Below are 18,606 nucleotides of genomic sequence, written 5' to 3'. Positions count from 1 at the left end.
AGTGCCATAATCTTTTCCTAAATCAAATTTTACTGAGATAATTTATCAATAATCTTTCTGGGTAATGTTCCTTTAAATCTATCATCTACCGCACACCATATAATAAACGAAAATAAAGCGATGCAGCCAATGACTAAAGGGATCCATATGAGAGCAGGGTGAATCTCAAGCGGGGCTCTCAAATTAGGATAATAAGTTGCTATGACGGGAGCAATTGAAGTTAAAAGAATAATGCCCAATAATAATGTTGATTTGAAAAATAGACAAGAATGTATAAATATGATGATGCATGTCATCAATATCAACGTGTTTTGCGTCGGTGTAGCGGGTGAAATCGTTGTTTGATTCACATTTAAATATATGAGAGTAATGATTGTGATGGCAATCATAAATAATACGGAAATCAGGGATATGAATATGTATTTGGCTTTGTTTTTGATGAAAAGAGAATTAATATTGTACAGAAAAATACAATAAATGATATATAAGATAATTCCCGTACCAGCTATTGTTCCAATATGATAAAGATGTAATTGAAAAGACCCTCTGATAGCAGTGAAGTAAACGAAGAAGGTTATCATTAAGATAAAAAGCATCGCTATAACCTTAAAAATGCCCTTTATGGCACCTGTCATTTCTGATTTCAAATCTTTAATTAGTTGGCTTTGTGGGTTTCCAATGACGTCATCCACAGATTTTCCATGAGCTTCAGCTTCTATTAAACGCCTTTCCATTTCATCGATTCTATTATTAATGTCCCCATTGTTCTTTCCGACAGATGCAAGTTTTTCTCTGAGCTTTGTTAAAAATTCCGTTCCTTCAGTAGACAGCATAGTACCCCTCTTTTCTTTGTATCTGGTTAATATCATGAATGCTATCATGTGATCGAGCATTTGCGTTTTTTCAACTTGTTCAATTATTTCTTCAAATTCTTCTACGGTAGTTGCTTCTGGTTGGTTGGGAATGTCTTCTTTGTTTATGTCTTCATAGTTAAGCTTACAATATTCAAGGGCTTCAACGATGTTGTTTTGAGTAATCCCATTGTCTGAAGAGACATCGCCTTCTTTATTTTCTATATGCAAGCTAACAGGTAATTTTGTTAACATTAAGAGTAGACCACTAAAGATAAATAAAACGTTTCTATATGATTGATAATATGTAAAAATTATCATGAATCTATTGGATATGCAAGGAGGGGTATGTTGCAAAGCATAGAATGGGGATTTACTATTTTACTGTTTATAGCTATTATAGGCTTGATTTTGAGTCTTTTAAGATGGATATTAAGTCCTTTAGATAAGAAAATTATAGATAAAATTAACAACATTATAAGAAAAAGTAAATAAATCATACACAGTTCTCTCTAGTTAATCAATGATTTGTTAAACTAAATGAATCCATTTTATATTGGCGTTTTCACACAAATAAACAAGCGGTGTTGGTTCTCTAATGTTTGTTCACTGTGAAAGACGGCGACTCCCGGAGGATGAAGCGCAGTCTGAAGATCCACTTTTGCAGGTGATTTTTTCGCAAAAGTTAGCTGAAGACAAGCCCTCGGGAAAGCGTCCGTCTGTAGCAGAGACCATTATTTGAAAGGAGAAGGTGATATCATCGGATTTTTTATTGTGTTTTTTTCCATCTGGTTATGTGGTTTTTTAATTGCGAGGGGGTTTAGCTTATTAGGAGGGAAGCGGCGTCCTTTTGCAAAAACGTATTGGAAAAATGATTTAGGGATAACAGGTGCCCAGGCGTTTATTATGACGATTATCTTAGTTCTAATAAGTTAAAGTAGAGGCGTTATATTTTGTCCATTGTTTGACAGCTTCGATAGCTTAATAACTACCCATCTCTTGCTGTCCGTGGCCTCAAAACGTAAACATTTACCCCTAAGCTTTAAAACTAGCACCCAGTGCAATGGCTGTCTAAATGACCAGCTAAATAAAGCAACTCAGAGCGACCCCATTGATTGGAAGGCGCTCTGAGTGCTTCAACGCAGATGCTGTTTATCCCATTTTCGTTGTCAGCTTTATCATACAAGTAAGCCTCCAATGAGGAAGTGTTCACTCAATCATTTGCAGTGAGTTCGCCATGATCTCATCGTATTGAGAGCTATCGATGTAAAGGTCATCAATATTAAGGAAATCACGGATACCTAAGGCGCAAGCGCCGATGACACAAGCACTTTTGCCGACATGGGAGACTTTTAGAGTGCTGTAATTGTTCATTTTTGACTGGAGGCGCTCGATTAAAGCGGCCTCAAGATCATCTATGATGGTTGTTAAACCGCTGTTAATAACGATTGACTCCGGGTTGTATATATTGAGAATATTGTTCAGACCAATGGCGAGGTTATCGAGATGTTCCTGAACGGCTGTGATGGTAAGGTCGTCTTCTGATTTGTAAAGCTCTTCAAGCTCTGACAGGGTCACTTGTCCTTTTTTCTGTCCTTTCCCAACACGTGCTAGCAATGCTTTTTCCGAGGCATAAAGCTCCCAGCATCCCCTATTACCACAATTGCATTGAAGGCCATTTTTTTCAATAATCATATGGCCCACTTCCCCAGCAAATCCATGAAATCCTTTGAAAATATCATTATTATTTACAAGGCCCAGTCCAATGCCAGAATACGTACTAATTGAGATTAAGTTGTCTGTTTCCTTTTGGAACGTGTATTCAGCATAGGCACAAAGGTTCGTACTGTTTTCAGTAATGACCCGAACATCAAGAATGTCTTTGAAGTAAGCTTTAATCGAACAGTTGGACCATTGGTGCTGGGGGATGAAGGCGATTTTTTCATCTTTTGAGACAATCCCATGGACACCGAAAACAATGTTAGCAAGCCCGTACTGTGATGCTTTGATAATTTCCAACTCCTGATATTTCTTAATATGGGTGAGACAGGTTTTCATAACAGAATCAAAGTCGTTATCGTTAATAGCGACGATGTCATTATGAATGGGATAGCCGTTTAGATCACTTAAGAGAAAGTTAATGTGATGGGTATCGATGTCTATTCCTAAGAAATAGGCAGACTGGGCAATTAACGTCAGTTTCAACGGGCGCCTACCTGAGGTTGTAGCATGCACCACTTTTTCTTCGGAGATGAGTCCATCGTCCAGTAACGATTTAACCTGGGCGGAGGTGGTCACTTTATTCAGTGTCGTAATCTTTGAAAGTTCCGAACGGGAAATACGTCGATTTCGAACAATTTCTTCCAAAATCTTTTTCCTGTTTTTATCTTTAATGAATTTTGATGCTTTAACTTCCATTGTTTAGTCCCCTCAGTTCATGAAATTGTAAGAAATAAAAATTAAAAATTTGAAAGCGGTTGCTTTTAATTATAACCCTTGCTATAATCTAAATCAATAGTTAGTTAAGTGGACTAACAATTAAAATTAAAGGGGGAAATAGTATGAAAAAGTCTTTGCTCACAGCGTTATCCTTATCGACACTTATAGTGCTTGCAGCCTGCGGTAATGATAATGTCAATGACGAAAATGAAAGCGCAAACACAGATGGTGGCAACAATGCTACTGAAGAAAACAATGGTAATAACAATACAGCAAACGTAGAAAGCGAGTCTTTCAGATTAGGTCACAATTTGGCTGAGGATCATCCTGTTCACCTTGGTTTAGCGAATTTTGCCGAGATTGTTGAGGAGGAATCAGGTGGAGCCATGACCATCGAGATTTTTCCTAACGCTGTTCTAGGTGATGAGCGTGAAGTGCTTGAGCAAGTTCAAGTCGGAGGCGTTGACATGACGAAGGTGAGTGCAGGAGCACTAGAGAACTTCTCATCGGCTTATTCAGCGTTTAGTTTACCGTATGTCTTTGCTGACGAAGATCATTTTTTCGAATCAATGGCATCTGAGGCTGTTCAGGATCTCTATATGGATACTGAGGACGAAGGTTTTATCGGGTTAACTTGGTATGATTCTGGAGCACGAAGCTTTTATACACGTGACACACCGATTATGCATCCAGATGATCTTCAAGGATTGAGAATTCGCGTGATGGATAGTCAGACTCAGATTGATATGTTGGAGGCAATGGGTGGAGCGCCGACACCAATGCCTTATGGTGAAATTTATACAGCACTTCAACAAGGCGTTGTGGATGGTGCCGAGAGTAATCCAACAGCATTGACAACAGGCCAACATGGCGAAGTGGCAAAAGCGTTCTCATTCGATGAGCATACGCGTATTCCAGACATGCTTGTGATGAGCAGTAGTACTTGGAACGGTCTGTCCTCTGATCAACAGGACATCTTAAGTGATGCCGCTGCCCGTTCAACAGAGTATCAGATTGAGGTGTGGGCTGATGCCATTGATGAAGCAATGGAGGAAGCTGAAGAAATGGGTGTAGAATTCTATTATCCAGAGCAGGAGGCATTCTTTGAAGCTGTCCAACCAGTCCATGAGAAGTACCGTGAAGATGAAAAGATTGCAACGTTATTAGATGCGTTTGAAGCGTTAAGATAGGTTATCTAGCTTTTTGAAGTAAGCGCTTTCTAAGATTGCGATACTGAAATAAGTGTCATGGCCATGATCGAACTAGATTTTACGTCGTCTGGTAATTACCGGTGGCAGCGTTATTAGCCACCGGTAAATGAAGGGATATAAAGGGCGTTTGGGAAATAAAGAAACAGAAAAGGAATGAGGCTAATGGTAAGAGCCTTAGCACGATTTAAATCCACGCTGAATTATATGGTTATGATTATTGCGTCCATACTGACAACGATTCTTGTATTCGGAGCTATCTGGCAGGTGTTCAGCCGTTATGTGCTCGGTGCACCGAGTACTTTTACTGAAGAGTTGCTTCGTTTTCTATTAATCTGGGTAGCCTTTCTTGGTGCCACCTATGCATTTGGTAGTAATCAACATTTAGCCATTGTTTTTCTGAAAAACAAACTCACCGGTAAAAAAGGTGTGAGCTTACAAATCGTCATTGATGTCATTGTGATCATCTTTATTTTTACGATTCTCGTTCGCGGAGGATATGCCATTGTAGACTCGACGATGGGACAGCTGTCACCGATTCTTCGCTGGCCAATGGGTGTTATTTATGCCATTTTACCGATTTCAGGCGTGCTGATGATTTTTTATCAATTGATCAATATAATGGAGCGTTCAAAGGGATACAAGGTTGAAGAAAATGAAGACATAGCTGTCCTGGGTTCTCCAGATGACCGGGAGGTGTAAACGATGGAAATGGCCCTACAAGCATCATTATTATTATTTGTTACATTCTTCATCTTTCTCGCAATAGGCGTACCTATTTCGATTAGTATTGGTATCGCCTCAGTTGCTACGGTCTTTCTGGCCTTGCCGACGGATATTATCATGTTTACAGCCGCCCAAAAAATGGTCGGGGGAATTAACAGTTTTGCCCTACTTGCCGTCATTTTCTTTATCTTGTCAGGGAGTATTATGAATAACGGGGGAATTGCCCTGAGGTTAGTGAATCTGGCCAAGCTACTTGCTGGTCGTTTGCCTGGGTCCCTTGCGCATACAAACGTTGTGGGAAATATGTTATTTGGCTCAATCTCAGGATCAGCAGTTGCTTCTGCCGCTGCTATCGGTAGTGTGATGGCGCCATTACAGAAAAAGGAAGGCTACAATAAAGCCTACTCTGCAGCGGTGAATATTGCATCATCACCAGCCGGATTATTGATCCCGCCAAGTGGTGTCCTCATTATTTACTCGTTAGTTAGTGGCGGAACGTCTATCAGTGCCTTGTTTATGGCCGGGTATCTGCCAGGGATTATGATGGGGTTAGCTGTAATGATCGTCGCTTATATTATCGCTAAAAAAGAAAAGTACCCTGTTTCACCGAAGCCGACCTTTAAAGAAGGCGTCCAAGTTGTACTACAGGCTTTGCCGAGTTTAATGCTTATCTTCATCGTAATAGGCGGAATTGTCGCCGGTGTTTTCACTGCCACTGAGGGGGCTGCTGTTGCCGTACTTTATTCACTCGTCCTCTCGCTCGTTTATAAATCACTAACATGGCGCCATATTCCGATCATTATGAAAGAATCAATCGTTATGACGGGAATCGTACTATTTCTTGTAGGTGCATCATCGATCATGTCATGGGCGATGGCAGTGACTGGTATTCCGGCAGCGATCAGTCAACTCATTCTTAGTGTATCTGATGAAAAGGTGATTGTCCTTCTTATTATGATGGTCGTCTTACTCATAATAGGTACCTTTATGGATCTGACACCAGCCGTTCTTATTTTCACACCGATCTTCTTGCCAATTGCTACACAGATGGGGGTTGATCCGGTTCACTTCGGGATTATGATGGTGTTTAACCTCGCAATTGGGATTATGACACCGCCGGTTGGAAGTGCGTTGTTTATCGGGTGTAGTGTCGGTGATGTCCCAATAGAGGATGTGATCAGACCACTGTTAAAAATGTTTGTTGTTCTGATTATTACTCTCCTCTTTATCGTTTACATTCCGGAAATCAGTTTATTTATTCCTAAATTATTTGGCTTAATGTAAGGAGGCCGCTCAAGTGGATAAAACGATTGTGACGACGGATAAGGCCGTCGTAAATAAGCAGGATCATATAGTATCGGTCCACCTTAAGGAGGTGAATAAAACACTTCAGGTCATGGTTCTTGAAGACACTGTCTTTAGAGTTCTTATGACAACTGGAGATGAGCTAACCACCCCTGAAACATGGATGATTGCCCCAGGACTTGAAGATGTACCGTTTGAAGGGAGAGACCGTCTGGATGTGAGTCCTTTCAGCTTGCCTGACTATTCGGCTTGTCAGGATGGAGATGAATTGGCGCTGGAAACAGAAAAGCTGAAAGTTGTCATTCGTCTGTCTGAACTGAAGCTGACCTGGTTTGAGAAAAAGCATGATAACTGGGTCCAGGTGGCGGCTGATCGTGATACTGTCTCGTATAATCACAAAGGTGATCTTGGAGACGGCGTGTACCATTATATGTCTCGCAGTTCGTCAGACCGCTATTACGGTCTCGGTGAAAAAACTGGAGATCTCAACCGGTACGGCAGACGCTATCGTATGAAAAATTTTGACCCGATGGGATATGACCCACAGCATACAGATCCCCTTTACAAGCACATTCCATTTTATATGGTGAAAAACGAGTCAACCTACGGGATACTGTATGATAATTTATCAACGAGTACGTTTGATATGGGCAATGAAATGGATAACTACCATGGTTATTATCGCTATTATCATGCAGAAGGTGGTGATCTTGATTACTATTTCATTTCCGGTACGAGTCTAAGAGATGTGTTGAAACAGTATGGGTGGCTCACGGGTAAGACCATTATGGGGCCTAAATGGAGCCTTGGCTATTCAGGCTCGACTATGACCTATACGGATGCGGATGATGCTCAAGATCAGCTCTATCAATTTATTCATGATTGTCAGACATACGATATTCCATGTGACTCTTTTCAGCTCTCGTCAGGCTACACATCCATTGGTGATAAACGATATGTGTTTAACTGGAATCGCGATAAATTTCCTGATCCCAAAAAGCTGTTTCAAGATTTTGTGGATGCCGGTGTTCGACTCTGTGCCAATATTAAACCGGCCATGTTGATTGACCACCCTCTCTATGAAGAGGGGAAAGAGAAAGAGTTATTTATCAAACAAGCGAAAGAGGATGAGCCTGAACTGATTCAATTTTGGGATGAAAGAGGATCCTATCTCGATTTTACCAATCCGGCAACGATTGACTGGTGGAAAACAAAAGTTAAGGAGCAACTCCTCAGCTATGGCATTTCTTCAACGTGGAATGACAACAACGAGTATGAAATTTGGGATAATCGTGCACGAATTCATGGATTTGGACAGGAGCGCTCTATTCGCGAATACCGGCCTGTCATGACATTGCTTATGATGAAGGCTTCTCTTGAAGCGCAAAAGGAGTTTACCTCAAGTGAACGTCCTTACTTGATTTCACGCTCTGGTTGTCCAGGAATGCAACGTTATGCACAAACGTGGACGGGCGATAACCGAACAAGCTGGGAGACGCTGAAGTACAATATTCGCACAGGTGTTGGCCTAAGTTTGTCAGGCATCTACAATTTTGGCCATGATGTGGGCGGCTTTGCCGGTGACGCACCTGAACCTGAACTATTTGTCCGCTGGATCCAAAACGGCATTTTCCACCCGCGATTCACGATCCACTCCTGGAACGATGACAAAACCGTTAATGTTCCTTGGATGTATAAAGAGTATCTTAGCGATGTGTCGGGACTGATGACATTTAGAGCGCGACTCATTCCATATATTTATGACTTGCTTCATCAGGCTTCAGAAAATAATGAACCGTTGGTAAAGCCTTTATTCTTCAATTATGAAGATGATGAAGAGGCCTATAAGGAGAGCGATGAGTTTTTATTAGGTGACGATGTTCTCGTTGTGACTGCAACGGAAAAAGACATGACACAGAAATCCGTCTATCTGCCAGAGGGGACCTCTTGGATTTATTACCTGACCGGAAAGTCATATCGTGGTGGAAGTTATGTAAATGTCGAGCTTCCAATGGATCAGCCGTTATTTTTCATGAAAGAAGGCTCGATTTTGCCATTAGCGGTCTTAGCTCATGATGGCGGTTTTGGTGCTGAGGAGGTTGACCGTGAATTTACGATTAATTTAACGAATGGGCATACATCATTTGAACGACGTTTTTATGATGATGACGGTTTAACCCAGAAATATCAGGATGGGGACTATTGTTACTTCCAATTAAAAGTGGAGGAAACGCCTGAGACGGTGAATCTTCATTATATGGTTGATGGTCACTACACACCGGCCTTACAGAAACTTCACTTCACCTTCAATAACCGTAACGGACGACAAGTGTTCATCAATGGTCAGGAGGCCGAAGAGGCAGGTACGATTAAACGAGATTTAGAGTAAAGTAGGTGAGAAGATGATTACGGAAGATTTTTTGCTGACAAACCCTGTGTCTGTAGAGCTTTATCATCACTATGCAAAAGCAATGCCGATCATTGATTTCCATAATCATCTCAGTGCAGCGGATATCTATTATGACCGCCAGTATGATTCGATTTCTGAGTTGTGGCTTGAGGGAGACCATTATAAATGGCGTGCGATGCGGGCGAATGGTATCGATGAACGGGTGATTACAGGGGATGCCTCTTCAAAGGAGAAGTTTGACGCTTGGGCTCAGACCGTTCCAAATACATTGGGGAACCCCCTTTACCACTGGACCCACCTAGAATTGAAACGATTCTTTGCTTATGATGGGTTGCTGTCCGAAAAGACAGGGGATGAGGTATTTGCCCTCACGAATAAGGCTCTCAAACATGAAGGATTAACGGCACGCAAAATGCTCGAGATGCAACAAGTGGAATTTGTCGGTACGACAGATGACCCAGTCGATAGCCTTAAATACCATCGGAAACTTAAAGAGGAAGGTTATAGTGTTGTGGTGGCTCCGTCCTTTAGGCCAGATAAGGGTTTGTTAATCGAAGCAGACGGTTTTACGGACTGGCTGAAGGCTCTTGAAGAAGCAGCACACATTGTGATTAAAGATTACTCGGCGTTTCTCTTAGCCCTTGAAAAGCGGATGGATGTGTTTGAGGAAGCCGGTTGTCGTGCCTCTGACCATGGAATTAATGAGATGTATTATGAAGAGACGACGACTGAGGAAGTAACGGCTATATTTAATAAGCGATTGAATGGTGAAGAGCTGTCGCCTAGCGAAGTGAGAAAATATAAAACGCACACGCTTACACAATTAGCTAAAGGCTACTATAAGAGGCATTGGGTGATGCAGTTTCACATTGGTCCACTTCGAAATAATTATTCAGCTATGTATGACAAGGTAGGTGCGGATGCTGGATTTGATTCAATCGGTGACGCCCCTGTGGCGAATCCCCTTAATCAGATGCTTGACACCTTTGCAAGCAAAGGTTTCTTACCAAAAACCATTCTTTACACGTTAAATCCCCGAGATAATATTTTACTTGCTACGACAGCTGGTAATTTTCAGGATTCGGACGTTCCTGGAAAAGTCCAGTTTGGCACAGCTTGGTGGTTTAATGATCATTATGATGGCATGGTTGACCAGATGAAGACGTTAGCTAGCGTCGGTTTGTTAAAACACTTTGTCGGAATGCTGACCGATTCACGCAGCATGCTTTCCTTTACACGACACGAGTATTTCAGGCGGATTCTCTGCCAACTTCTCGGACAATGGGTAGAGGAAGGAAAGATTCCATACGATATGGAGCTGCTTGGTGACTATGTGGAAAGCATTTGTTATGGCAATGCAAAACGCTATTTTGGATTGTGAATTAAAGATATTAATCTACCATATAGGAGTGATAGTATGGAAATGAGTTTTCGCTGGTACGGAGATGATGATCCGGTAACCCTTGATAAAATACGTCAAATTCCTGATATGAAAGGGATTGTCTCGGCTATTTATGATATTCCCGCAGGTGAGGTTTGGCCGTATGAAAGAATTATCGCCCTTAAAGAGAAAATTGAAGCGCATAATATGAAGCTTAATGTTATTGAGAGTGTTCCGGTGCATGAAGACATTAAAATGGGGCTTGAAACACGGGATCAATGGATCGAAAATTACAAGCAAACGATCCGTAACCTCGCAAAGGCTAACGTGCGGACCATTTGTTACAACTTCATGCCAGTGTTCGACTGGACCCGTTCGGAATTGGATGCGCCACTTCCAGATGGTTCTAACTCTTTGAAATATGACGAAAAAACCGTTAAGGACCTCGATCCGTTAAGTGGTGAACTGACACTTCCAGGCTGGGATCTTTCCTATCAGACCGACCAGCTTCAGAAAATCATCGATGCTTACCAAGATATTTCAGAAGAGCAACTATTCGATAACTTGATCTATTTCCTTGAACAGATCATACCAGTTGCCGCGGAGGAAGACGTATTAATGGCGATTCATCCTGACGATCCACCATGGGGAATCTTTGGCTTACCACGTGTTGTGAAAAATGTAGACAGCGTGAAGAAATTGCTGTCATCGGTCAACGTGAAAAATAACGGTATTACTTTCTGTACGGGTTCGTATGGGGCTGATCCTGCAAATAATTTAGTGGAAATTGTTGAAGCAGCGAAGGGACGTATTCATTTTGTTCATGCCCGTAATGTGAAATGGACAGGTGAATTGTCATTCCAGGAAACGTCACACTCGATTAACGACGGGTCTCTCGATATGGTCGGGGTTATTCAAAAACTACTTGCTGATGGGTATGAAGGACCGATTCGTCCCGACCATGGACGGATGATCTGGGGAGAAACTGGTCGTCCAGGGTATGGCTTGTATGATCGGGCGCTTGGTGCAACGTATCTTAATGGCATTATTCATGCAACGAAGTCAGAGAAAAGGCAGGTGACTTGAGGATGACAGTTCCGTTTAAAGTTGATGTAAAGGATAAAGTCGTTGTCATCACCGGAGGATCGGGTATTCTCGGGTCCGTTATGAGTAAGGCACTGGCAGAGCTTGGTGCTAAAGTGGCCATCCTTGCTCTAGATGAGAATGCCAATGAGAAGGTAGTGAGTGAGATTAATCGAGCAGGTGGTCATGCAGCTGGCTTTATTGTGGATGTATTGAATAGAGAAGCGTTGGAAAAAGCACGTGCAGAGATAACTAAGACATTCGGGACATGTGATATTTTGATTAACGGTGCCGGCGGAAATCATCCAAAGGCAACAACAACTGACGAAAAATTAAAGGTAGAAAATATCACGAATGAACTTGAGCAAACCTTCTTTGATCTCGATCCAAGCTCAGTAGAATGGCTCTTTAAATTAAATTTTATTGGAACTCTTCTACCTACACAAGTGTTTGCTCAGGATATGGCAGGGAAAACGAATGCCTCCATTATTAATATCTCATCGATGAATGCTTTTCGTCCATTGACGAAAATTCCAGCTTATAGTGGTGCGAAGGCGGCAATCAGTAACTTTACGCAGTGGCTCTCCACCTATTTTGCCGAAGTTGGTATTCGCGTTAATGCCATTGCACCAGGCTTTTTCTTAACGGCGCAAAATGAGGCGTTGTTAAAGAATGAGGATGGCAGCTACACTGAGCGGGCTGAAAAAATCCTCAGTCAGACGCCGCAGGGCCGCTTCGGTGAACCTGAAGAGCTTTTAGGGACCCTTCTTTGGCTGGTTGATCAGTCATCAAGCTTTGTTAATGGCATTGTCGTTCCTATCGATGGCGGATTTTCTGCCTATTCCGGTGTTTAAGAGGAGAGTGATTCGATGCAGGTGTTTCACGTATTAAATGACATGATCGATCATAAGCTTGCTGTTGTGATTCGTGGTAATTCCACTGAACAAGCGCTTAAAACAGCTGATGCCTGCTACTTGGGAGGCATCCGGGTCCTTGAAGTCACGTTCACGGTCAACGGGGCAGATGAAGTAATGAAAACTTTAATCGAGCAATACGACGATGCCATCGTTGGGGCGGGGACAGTCCTTGACGCCGAAACAGCACGGATTGCGATTGTAGCTGGCGCCCGTTTTATCGTGAGCCCCACCTTTGATCGGGAAACGGCATTACTTTGTAACAGATACCAGATTCCGTATCTCCCAGGTTGCATGACGATTACAGAAATGGTGACAGCGCTTGAATACGGCGCCCAGGTGGTTAAATTATTCCCAGGCCAATCATATGCCCCTAGCTTTATAAGTAATGTAAAAGGACCGCTGCCACACTTGAATATCATGCCAACAGGAGGTATCACCCTTGATAATGTGAGCGAATGGCTCCAAGCTGGTGCTGTCATGACTGGTGTTGGTGGGGAGATTACAAAGGGAGCGAAGACAGGGGATTATGCAGCGGTTACCGAAGAGGCAGAACGGTTTGTTTCCGCTGTTGGAGGGCGATCATCGTGAGCCGTGTTCTGACATTTGGTGAGATGTTAATGCGCCTGCAACCAGCTGATGGTAAGCCAGTTTCCCAGACAGATAGCTACAATGTTTTTTACGGAGGTGCAGAGGCGAATGTGGCTATTGGTCTTAGCCATTTAGGGCACGAAGTTAGTTATTTCACTGCATTGCCGGAGCGTCATCCTATTGCGAAAGCGATGATCCTGCATCTTCAGAAAGCAGGGGTTGAGACGGATACCATCATTCGTAAGGGAGGAAGAATCGGGTCGTATTATTTGGAGCCGGGTGTCTCCCTGAAAGCGGCGAATGTTGTTTATGATCGTTCCCATACGTCTGTGTTGCGTCTTGCTGATCAAGAGGTCGATTGGCCATCACTTTTTTTCGGCAAAGATTGGTTACACATCACGGGAATTACGTCAGCCTTGTCTGAGTCCATGCATCACGTTGTGTTAGCAGCTGTTAAGGCGGCACAATCGGCAGGAGTAAAGGTGAGCTTTGACTTTAACTACCGTAGTAAACTATGGCCTGCTGAAGAAGCGGCAAAAGCTTATAAGGAAATTCTCCCTTATGTGGACCATGTCTTTGCCGGCTGGAAAGATTTCGCGTGGCTGTTTGGGTGGAAAATCGAAGGTGATCACTATGAAGCACAGCTTGAAAGTTTTTATCACAAGTTGTCTGATGACTATGGTGTCACGACAGCGTCATCAACACGTCGGGAAATTCTCTCGTCAGGGAAGCATCGGCTAAACGGTTATTACTTTACCGACGGAAAACTCTATTCAGCGGACCCCATTAGTTTTGACGTGATTGATAGAGTAGGTGGAGGAGACAGCTTTGCTGCTGGGATCTTACATGGGATGATGCGTGGAGAGGCTACGGCTGACATGATCCGTTTTGCCCTTTACTATAGTGTCCTTACCCACCTCATCATAGGCGATCAGAGTGATTATACCGAAGTCGATGTGGCACACTTCATGGCCAACCAATTATCAGATGTTTCGAGATAATCCAACATTTAAGTCCCTGTTACCCTAAGGGTTTTTAAATGAAATGTTAAGCGTAAGATAAAAAAGCTTATTCAAGTAATGGGGAGTTTATTTTATCAAGAGTTGATAAAATGGTCTAAAGTTATTAATTCATTGTGAAGGATGATTTTCCAATGTAAAAAGCTCGTCTTGTAAAAGATAATCAGCTTTTTTATACAATAGTATGTGATGATATACTATTATAAAAGGGCATTCCGATGTATATAAAGGAATGCCCTTTAAATATCTTTCAATTTAATGGGTACTAGCAGCCCAATAAAAGAAATAGCTGAATATAAAATGAAGCTAAAAGCATATGAAGTCATAGTTATCATATCCCCAGCAATTGCAGAACCAACCGATTGTCCAATACCTAACGATAGAAAGGCTAAACTAACTCCAATTGATGGCATGAACTTAAAAATACGTGTGCCCCAAACAATCAAAGTTCCTGTCAAAAATGTATATGATATGCCAAATAAAATAGCTGAAAGATAAATAGCCAATATATTAGAGGTTGTGATTATAGCTGTAGCAATTGACATTGCTATAAGAACAGTGCGATAGGAAAAACTTAGACCAACCTTATGGATAGCACCTCCAGCTATCCCTCCCACGATTCCTGATGCCCCCATTAAAACCCAAAAGGAGACACTTTCATGACTATTCATGTTGTAACTGACTTGTAAATAGGTTCTAGAAAATGTCCAAAAAATTGATGAGCAAAATCCACTTATTAAGGATGCAATTAATAAAAACTTTGCTTTTTTTAGTATGGACTTTTTGAATAAATTTTGTTCAGAAAATGAATTCTCTTTCAGAGGTATACTGATAGTATTCCATATTAGTACTAGCACTGTGATGAATGCAAAGAGAATAAAGGAAAGCCTCCATTGTTCAGTAAATAAAAGAGCCACGGGACCAGATAAAATAAGTCCGAAGCTGGTTCCAGTATTAATCCACGTATTTCCCCTATCACTATCTTTTTCACTCAATGAGTTTTTTGCAACTTGACTAAAAGCTGGAGAAGCCCAACCACTACCTAACCCTGCAATAAATGTACTACAAACTAGAAGATTGAATTCGTAAGAAAACGCAATTCCAAGTAAACCGATAGTCGCACTTATTCCAGCAAATTGAATAACTCTTTTTTCATTGAATTTACTAATCATATATGAGGAAGTTAGTAAAGCTAGTGTAAAAGCAATATAGGCAGCTGAACTTGCGATTCCTGCTTCAGTTGCTGTTATTCCAAGGGATGATGATATATTTGGCAAGAATAGTCCAAAATTAAATCTTGCAAAGGCATAGGTCACACCAATCATAGCTATACCAGGTAATACAATTACCCACATTTTCTCACCACCTAAAAATAGATAGAACGATAACTATAATTTTAGAATAAAAAAAGTAAATTTATATTGAATTTACTTTAAAAATAAATTGTTAACGGTAAACATTAACTCTTGGGAGACTTCTTCTACAGGTAGAACTTCAGAAAGTGAAGTTGCGCCTTCCAATGATATGGTTAATCGTATTGCTTCTTGATGATTAAGATTATAATTCTTTAAAAAAGTGAGTAGTGATTTTTTATGAGTGATAACATATTGGTTAATCTCACTTTCCTCGGATGGGTATTCTTCTTTAGCTCTTAAAAACATACAGCCATTTTTATGGTTGCGTATCCAAGTCATATGTCCCTCAGCTAATAACAGAGCAGTTGTTTTAGAATTTGTATTTTTTTCTACTAGTTCTTTTAAAAGAGAAAAGTACCTTAATTCCCGATACTTTAGTACTTCTAATATGAGTTCTTCTTTAGAGGTAAAGTGGTTGTACATAGTCATTAACGCAACATCTGCTTCAGTTATAATTTTTTTAAGCCCTACGGAATGAAACCCATTTTCATAGAATAATCTCTCTGCGTGGTTTATTAAATCTTGTCTCTTTTTGCTCATTTAACATCACCTTTAGATAGAGTGTTCATTATATTATTACATTAGAGTTTGAGGTTTGCAACCAATTACTCCTTAAATTAGGATTAGGAGCTTTTCTATTGATTTGGGCTTTGGGCTTTCTAGTTTTATAATTCCAGATAAGTTTTCACTTCTTTAGATTAATGAAAAAAATTTTCTGGAATTCTATTGACTAATAAGAATAAGATAGATAGTCTAATATTATTCGTAATTTCTGTAAAAATATAATATTGGAGGAAAAACATGAAAAAAGTACTGATTTTATTCGGACTAATAGCCGTTGTATTTGCTCTATGTTTTAATACCGAGGTAAGTGCAGAAGAAGCTAGTAATGATTTTTTATATGATGACTTAAGTGAAGGTGAAACCGTTGTAGATTTTTATAGAGAAACAGTTCCTGATGAGGAATTAATGGATGATAATGTTCCTTTTCATGATTTTCAAGGCAAAGAGAGTGAACTTGTCGAAAATATCAACAAAGGTTCGGAAATAACGCCATTCGCTCCTCGATCTAAAAAATGGTATGCTGTTAGTAAATCCTATACTGGCCATACATACAGTGGGTGGAAATATGCTGGTGCCTCTACTTTAAGTGGCGGTGTTTTGACTGCTTCTCATACAAAATCCGTTTCGAACACTTTTTCTGGTTCACTAACAGTAACGGAAAAAGTGTTAAGTTCATATGTAGGATTTGACATAGGTAAAAGTTGGTCAAGAACTGTCAGCTATTCAACACATTCATACCCTAGTGGAAAATACAGATTAGAATACAGACATGTATATAAAACATATAAAGTTAAGCAAGAACAAAAATACGATCGACGAGGAAAAGCATCTGCTACAAAATACGTTTATCCAAAAAAATGGGTCGAACGTCAATATCGTGTAGTTAAGTTCTGACAATATTCGGTAAAGGGGAAACGGAAATTATGAACAAAACAATTATAGGGATAGCGTTTTTATTTATGGCTTCAATTCTTTATGCAACACAATTTATCTGTGGTGCATTTGGAGCAATCGGTGCTTCTGAGTGGCACAAGGAAGAATTCTCAAGGTATATGTCTTATGTCCCGAACGGTTTAATTGTTGCTACTGTTATTGCTTTAGTGTTTGGAATTGCTTTTTTTGTATGGGGGATTATAGAATCTTTTCAAAGAAAATAAACAAAAGAGGCGGTTTTTGTCCCGCCTCTTTCATGTTTAACACCCTTATGATAAAAAGGCACTGACATAATTCATCATCTTATGTCCTAAATAGATGCCTAAAATGCCGATAACACCTGGCAAGGCAGGTGGTGATGGTATAGGGAGTTTAATCCATGTAAAGACGATGCCGACGATTAGGCCAGCAATTAACGCAAGTATTATTTCCTGCATAACCCTCATCCTTTTTAGTTAGTCTTTTAATGAGCTAGAGTATAATCATCACGATAGCACCATTTAGTAAATTGGCCAATGTAGCAGCAATGAGTGCTTTTACTGCCAATTGTTGAACTTCCTGTTTGCGCTTAGGGACCATTCTAGATAGCATTCCTACAATACTACCAGCGGCACCAAAATTAGCAAAGCCGCTTAAGGCAAACGTTAAGATAGCTATTGAACGTTCTGAAAAGTTTTCTAAACCTGTGGAAAAAGAGGCAAATGCCACAAATTCATTTAATAGCATTTTTTGTGCGAGAAGATTACCAGCTATAACGGCTTCGCTTGCAGGAATGCCAATTAAAAAGGCAATGGGAGCGAAAAGGTAGCCTAAAATAAGTTCTAATGAAAGGTTTTCTAGTCCCACAAGAGAGCCACCAAAACCTAGTATGCCATTTGCTAAAGCAATTAAACTAATAAACATAATGAGCATGAGCCCTACATTCACGGCATAATGCAAGCCTTCCTTTGAGTTTACAAAGATCACGTCAATTAAATTTGTATCTTCTTTAGCTTTTGACATAGTGTCATCACTTTGCTTCCATTCTTCATTATCGATTTCCTCAGTTTCTGGAATAACAAACTTAGCAATCATTAATCCGGCAGGAGCTGACATGACCGCTGCTGATAGAAGGTATTGGATGGGGATTCCCATAGCTGCTAGCCCCATTAACACAGCACCAGAGACAGAAGCAAGTCCCCCTACCATAACTGAGAAGATTTGTGACCGTGACATAGTGGCTATATATGGCTTAACAACAAGAGGTGCTTGCGTATTGCCTATAAAAATATTAGCAGCGGCAGCCACTGATTCAGCGTAAGAGGTTTGCATGAGCTTTGAGATAAATCCTCCTATAAAACGAACAACGTGCTGCATAATACCAAAATAATAAAGCAAGGCAATTAAAACGGTTAAGAAGATAATCATTCCTAAAACAGTGACTGCGAAAACACCTACATCTCCACTACGATCTGCTAAGGGACCAAATACGAAAGTTAGCCCTTCATTTCCATATCCTATCAGACTATTAACGCCATCAGAAGCTACTTGAATAGCATTTTGCCCAACGTCCCATCTCAAAACTAAAATACCGAAAATGACCTGTAAGATAAAACCAATTGTGACAGCGCGGACATTAATGCGTTTCTTATTTTCCAACATTAAAATGGAGATGAGAATAATGATACTACACCCAAATAAACCCCATAATATAGTCATAAGCCACCATCCTTTTTGATTATTATGAAAATTCAGATATTCGTAGGTCTAGGTTCAGCTGCTGATGGT

At 40.7% G+C, this 18,606-nt stretch carries 18 protein-coding genes; 12 read left to right on the top strand and 6 right to left on the bottom strand.

The features are described 5' to 3' along the window. Window positions 1-29 precede the first annotated feature (29 nt). On the bottom strand, window positions 30-1,106 hold the full coding sequence (locus tag BK581_RS12340; RefSeq protein ID WP_078578463.1) for a hypothetical protein: 1,077 nt from the start codon (window positions 1,104-1,106) through the stop codon (window positions 30-32). 483 nt (window positions 1,107-1,589) lie between these two features. Here BK581_RS12340 and BK581_RS12335 point away from each other — a divergent pair, with 483 nt between their 5' ends. Then, on the top strand, window positions 1,590-1,787 hold the full coding sequence (locus BK581_RS12335) for a hypothetical protein (protein WP_078578462.1): 198 nt from the start codon (window positions 1,590-1,592) through the stop codon (window positions 1,785-1,787). Window positions 1,788-2,060: 273 nt separating this feature from the next. Here the strand turns inward: BK581_RS12335 and BK581_RS12330 are convergent, their stop codons facing one another. After that, window positions 2,061-3,269 (bottom strand): ROK family transcriptional regulator, encoded by a 1,209-nt coding sequence (locus BK581_RS12330; RefSeq protein ID WP_078578461.1) that lies wholly within the window; start codon window positions 3,267-3,269, stop codon window positions 2,061-2,063. Between the two features lie 143 nt (window positions 3,270-3,412). Here BK581_RS12330 and BK581_RS12325 point away from each other — a divergent pair, with 143 nt between their 5' ends. The 9 genes from BK581_RS12325 to BK581_RS12285 all read left to right on the top strand — a co-directional run bounded on the left by BK581_RS12325 (window position 3,413) and on the right by BK581_RS12285 (window position 13,909). After that, window positions 3,413-4,480, top strand: coding sequence for a TRAP transporter substrate-binding protein (locus BK581_RS12325; protein WP_078578460.1), 1,068 nt, complete (start codon window positions 3,413-3,415; stop codon window positions 4,478-4,480). A gap of 183 nt (window positions 4,481-4,663) precedes the next feature. After that, window positions 4,664-5,200 (top strand): TRAP transporter small permease, encoded by a 537-nt coding sequence (locus BK581_RS12320; RefSeq protein ID WP_078578459.1) that lies wholly within the window; start codon window positions 4,664-4,666, stop codon window positions 5,198-5,200. A 9-nt stretch (window positions 5,201-5,209) separates the two neighbouring features. Further along, a complete protein-coding gene (locus BK581_RS12315; protein ID WP_078579932.1) occupies window positions 5,210-6,508 on the top strand; it encodes a TRAP transporter large permease in 1,299 nt (432 codons plus the stop codon). Window positions 6,509-6,521: 13 nt separating this feature from the next. After that, entirely contained in the window at window positions 6,522-8,918 is a 2,397-nt protein-coding gene (locus BK581_RS12310) for a glycoside hydrolase family 31 protein (RefSeq protein WP_078578458.1), read from the top strand. A gap of 13 nt (window positions 8,919-8,931) precedes the next feature. Next, on the top strand, window positions 8,932-10,320 hold the full coding sequence (gene uxaC / locus BK581_RS12305; RefSeq protein WP_078578457.1) for a glucuronate isomerase: 1,389 nt from the start codon (window positions 8,932-8,934) through the stop codon (window positions 10,318-10,320). A 36-nt stretch (window positions 10,321-10,356) separates the two neighbouring features. Beyond that, window positions 10,357-11,406, top strand: a complete 1,050-nt coding sequence (uxuA, locus tag BK581_RS12300; protein WP_078578456.1) for a mannonate dehydratase — start codon at window positions 10,357-10,359, stop codon at window positions 11,404-11,406. Window positions 11,407-11,408: 2 nt separating this feature from the next. Next, the gene (locus tag BK581_RS12295) at window positions 11,409-12,257 is read left to right on the top strand and encodes an SDR family oxidoreductase (protein WP_078578455.1); all 849 of its coding nucleotides are present in this window, start codon (window positions 11,409-11,411) and stop codon (window positions 12,255-12,257) included. A gap of 15 nt (window positions 12,258-12,272) precedes the next feature. Continuing rightward, a complete protein-coding gene (locus tag BK581_RS12290; RefSeq protein ID WP_078578454.1) occupies window positions 12,273-12,908 on the top strand; it encodes a bifunctional 2-keto-4-hydroxyglutarate aldolase/2-keto-3-deoxy-6-phosphogluconate aldolase in 636 nt (211 codons plus the stop codon). Beyond that, a complete protein-coding gene (locus tag BK581_RS12285) occupies window positions 12,905-13,909 on the top strand; it encodes a sugar kinase (protein WP_078578453.1) in 1,005 nt (334 codons plus the stop codon). The genes BK581_RS12290 and BK581_RS12285 overlap by 4 nt, the downstream gene beginning before the upstream one ends. Before the next feature lie 257 nt (window positions 13,910-14,166). On the opposite strand, the gene BK581_RS12280 is transcribed toward BK581_RS12285, so the two are convergent. Next, window positions 14,167-15,282, bottom strand: a complete 1,116-nt coding sequence (locus BK581_RS12280) for an MFS transporter (RefSeq protein WP_078578452.1) — start codon at window positions 15,280-15,282, stop codon at window positions 14,167-14,169. Between the two features lie 72 nt (window positions 15,283-15,354). Then, window positions 15,355-15,882: a TetR/AcrR family transcriptional regulator gene (locus BK581_RS12275; RefSeq protein ID WP_078578451.1), complete on the bottom strand. Its 528-nt coding sequence runs from the start codon at window positions 15,880-15,882 to the stop codon at window positions 15,355-15,357. 261 nt (window positions 15,883-16,143) lie between these two features. Between BK581_RS12275 and BK581_RS12270 the strand changes: the two genes are divergently transcribed. Both BK581_RS12270 and BK581_RS12265 read left to right on the top strand, forming a co-directional pair. Beyond that, window positions 16,144-16,800, top strand: coding sequence for a hypothetical protein (locus tag BK581_RS12270; RefSeq protein WP_078578450.1), 657 nt, complete (start codon window positions 16,144-16,146; stop codon window positions 16,798-16,800). Between the two features lie 29 nt (window positions 16,801-16,829). After that, a complete protein-coding gene (locus BK581_RS12265) occupies window positions 16,830-17,063 on the top strand; it encodes a hypothetical protein (RefSeq protein ID WP_078578449.1) in 234 nt (77 codons plus the stop codon). Between the two features lie 45 nt (window positions 17,064-17,108). Here the strand turns inward: BK581_RS12265 and BK581_RS12260 are convergent, their stop codons facing one another. Together BK581_RS12260 and BK581_RS12255 are read right to left on the bottom strand one after the other, a co-directional pair. Next, on the bottom strand, window positions 17,109-17,276 hold the full coding sequence (locus tag BK581_RS12260; RefSeq protein WP_078578448.1) for a XapX domain-containing protein: 168 nt from the start codon (window positions 17,274-17,276) through the stop codon (window positions 17,109-17,111). A gap of 34 nt (window positions 17,277-17,310) precedes the next feature. After that, a complete protein-coding gene (locus tag BK581_RS12255; RefSeq protein WP_078578447.1) occupies window positions 17,311-18,537 on the bottom strand; it encodes a NupC/NupG family nucleoside CNT transporter in 1,227 nt (408 codons plus the stop codon). Window positions 18,538-18,606: the final 69 nt, after the last annotated feature.

This window comes from Salipaludibacillus agaradhaerens (genome assembly GCF_002019735.1).
In the GTDB taxonomy this organism is placed as follows: Bacteria; Bacillota; Bacilli; order Bacillales; family Salisediminibacteriaceae; genus Salipaludibacillus; species Salipaludibacillus agaradhaerens.
This window is presented reverse-complemented; position numbering and strand designations above follow the sequence as displayed.

What these genes read in the sequence shown, in the direction of transcription:
- BK581_RS12340 (WP_078578463.1), bottom strand. Translation starts at nt 1,106, where the DNA reads ATGTTAACAAAATTACCTGTTAGCTTGCATATAGAAAATAAAGAAGGC.
- uxuA (WP_078578456.1), top strand. Translation starts at nt 10,357, where the DNA reads ATGGAAATGAGTTTTCGCTGGTACGGAGATGATGATCCGGTAACCCTT.
- BK581_RS12255 (WP_078578447.1), bottom strand. Translation starts at nt 18,537, where the DNA reads ATGACTATATTATGGGGTTTATTTGGGTGTAGTATCATTATTCTCATC.
- BK581_RS12315 (WP_078579932.1), top strand. Translation starts at nt 5,210, where the DNA reads ATGGCCCTACAAGCATCATTATTATTATTTGTTACATTCTTCATCTTT.
- uxaC (WP_078578457.1), top strand. Translation starts at nt 8,932, where the DNA reads ATGATTACGGAAGATTTTTTGCTGACAAACCCTGTGTCTGTAGAGCTT.
- BK581_RS12275 (WP_078578451.1), bottom strand. Translation starts at nt 15,882, where the DNA reads ATGAGCAAAAAGAGACAAGATTTAATAAACCACGCAGAGAGATTATTC.
- BK581_RS12325 (WP_078578460.1), top strand. Translation starts at nt 3,413, where the DNA reads ATGAAAAAGTCTTTGCTCACAGCGTTATCCTTATCGACACTTATAGTG.
- BK581_RS12295 (WP_078578455.1), top strand. Translation starts at nt 11,409, where the DNA reads ATGACAGTTCCGTTTAAAGTTGATGTAAAGGATAAAGTCGTTGTCATC.
- BK581_RS12290 (WP_078578454.1), top strand. Translation starts at nt 12,273, where the DNA reads ATGCAGGTGTTTCACGTATTAAATGACATGATCGATCATAAGCTTGCT.
- BK581_RS12260 (WP_078578448.1), bottom strand. Translation starts at nt 17,276, where the DNA reads ATGCAGGAAATAATACTTGCGTTAATTGCTGGCCTAATCGTCGGCATC.
- BK581_RS12265 (WP_078578449.1), top strand. Translation starts at nt 16,830, where the DNA reads ATGAACAAAACAATTATAGGGATAGCGTTTTTATTTATGGCTTCAATT.
- BK581_RS12320 (WP_078578459.1), top strand. Translation starts at nt 4,664, where the DNA reads ATGGTAAGAGCCTTAGCACGATTTAAATCCACGCTGAATTATATGGTT.
- BK581_RS12270 (WP_078578450.1), top strand. Translation starts at nt 16,144, where the DNA reads ATGAAAAAAGTACTGATTTTATTCGGACTAATAGCCGTTGTATTTGCT.
- BK581_RS12330 (WP_078578461.1), bottom strand. Translation starts at nt 3,269, where the DNA reads ATGGAAGTTAAAGCATCAAAATTCATTAAAGATAAAAACAGGAAAAAG.
- BK581_RS12280 (WP_078578452.1), bottom strand. Translation starts at nt 15,282, where the DNA reads ATGTGGGTAATTGTATTACCTGGTATAGCTATGATTGGTGTGACCTAT.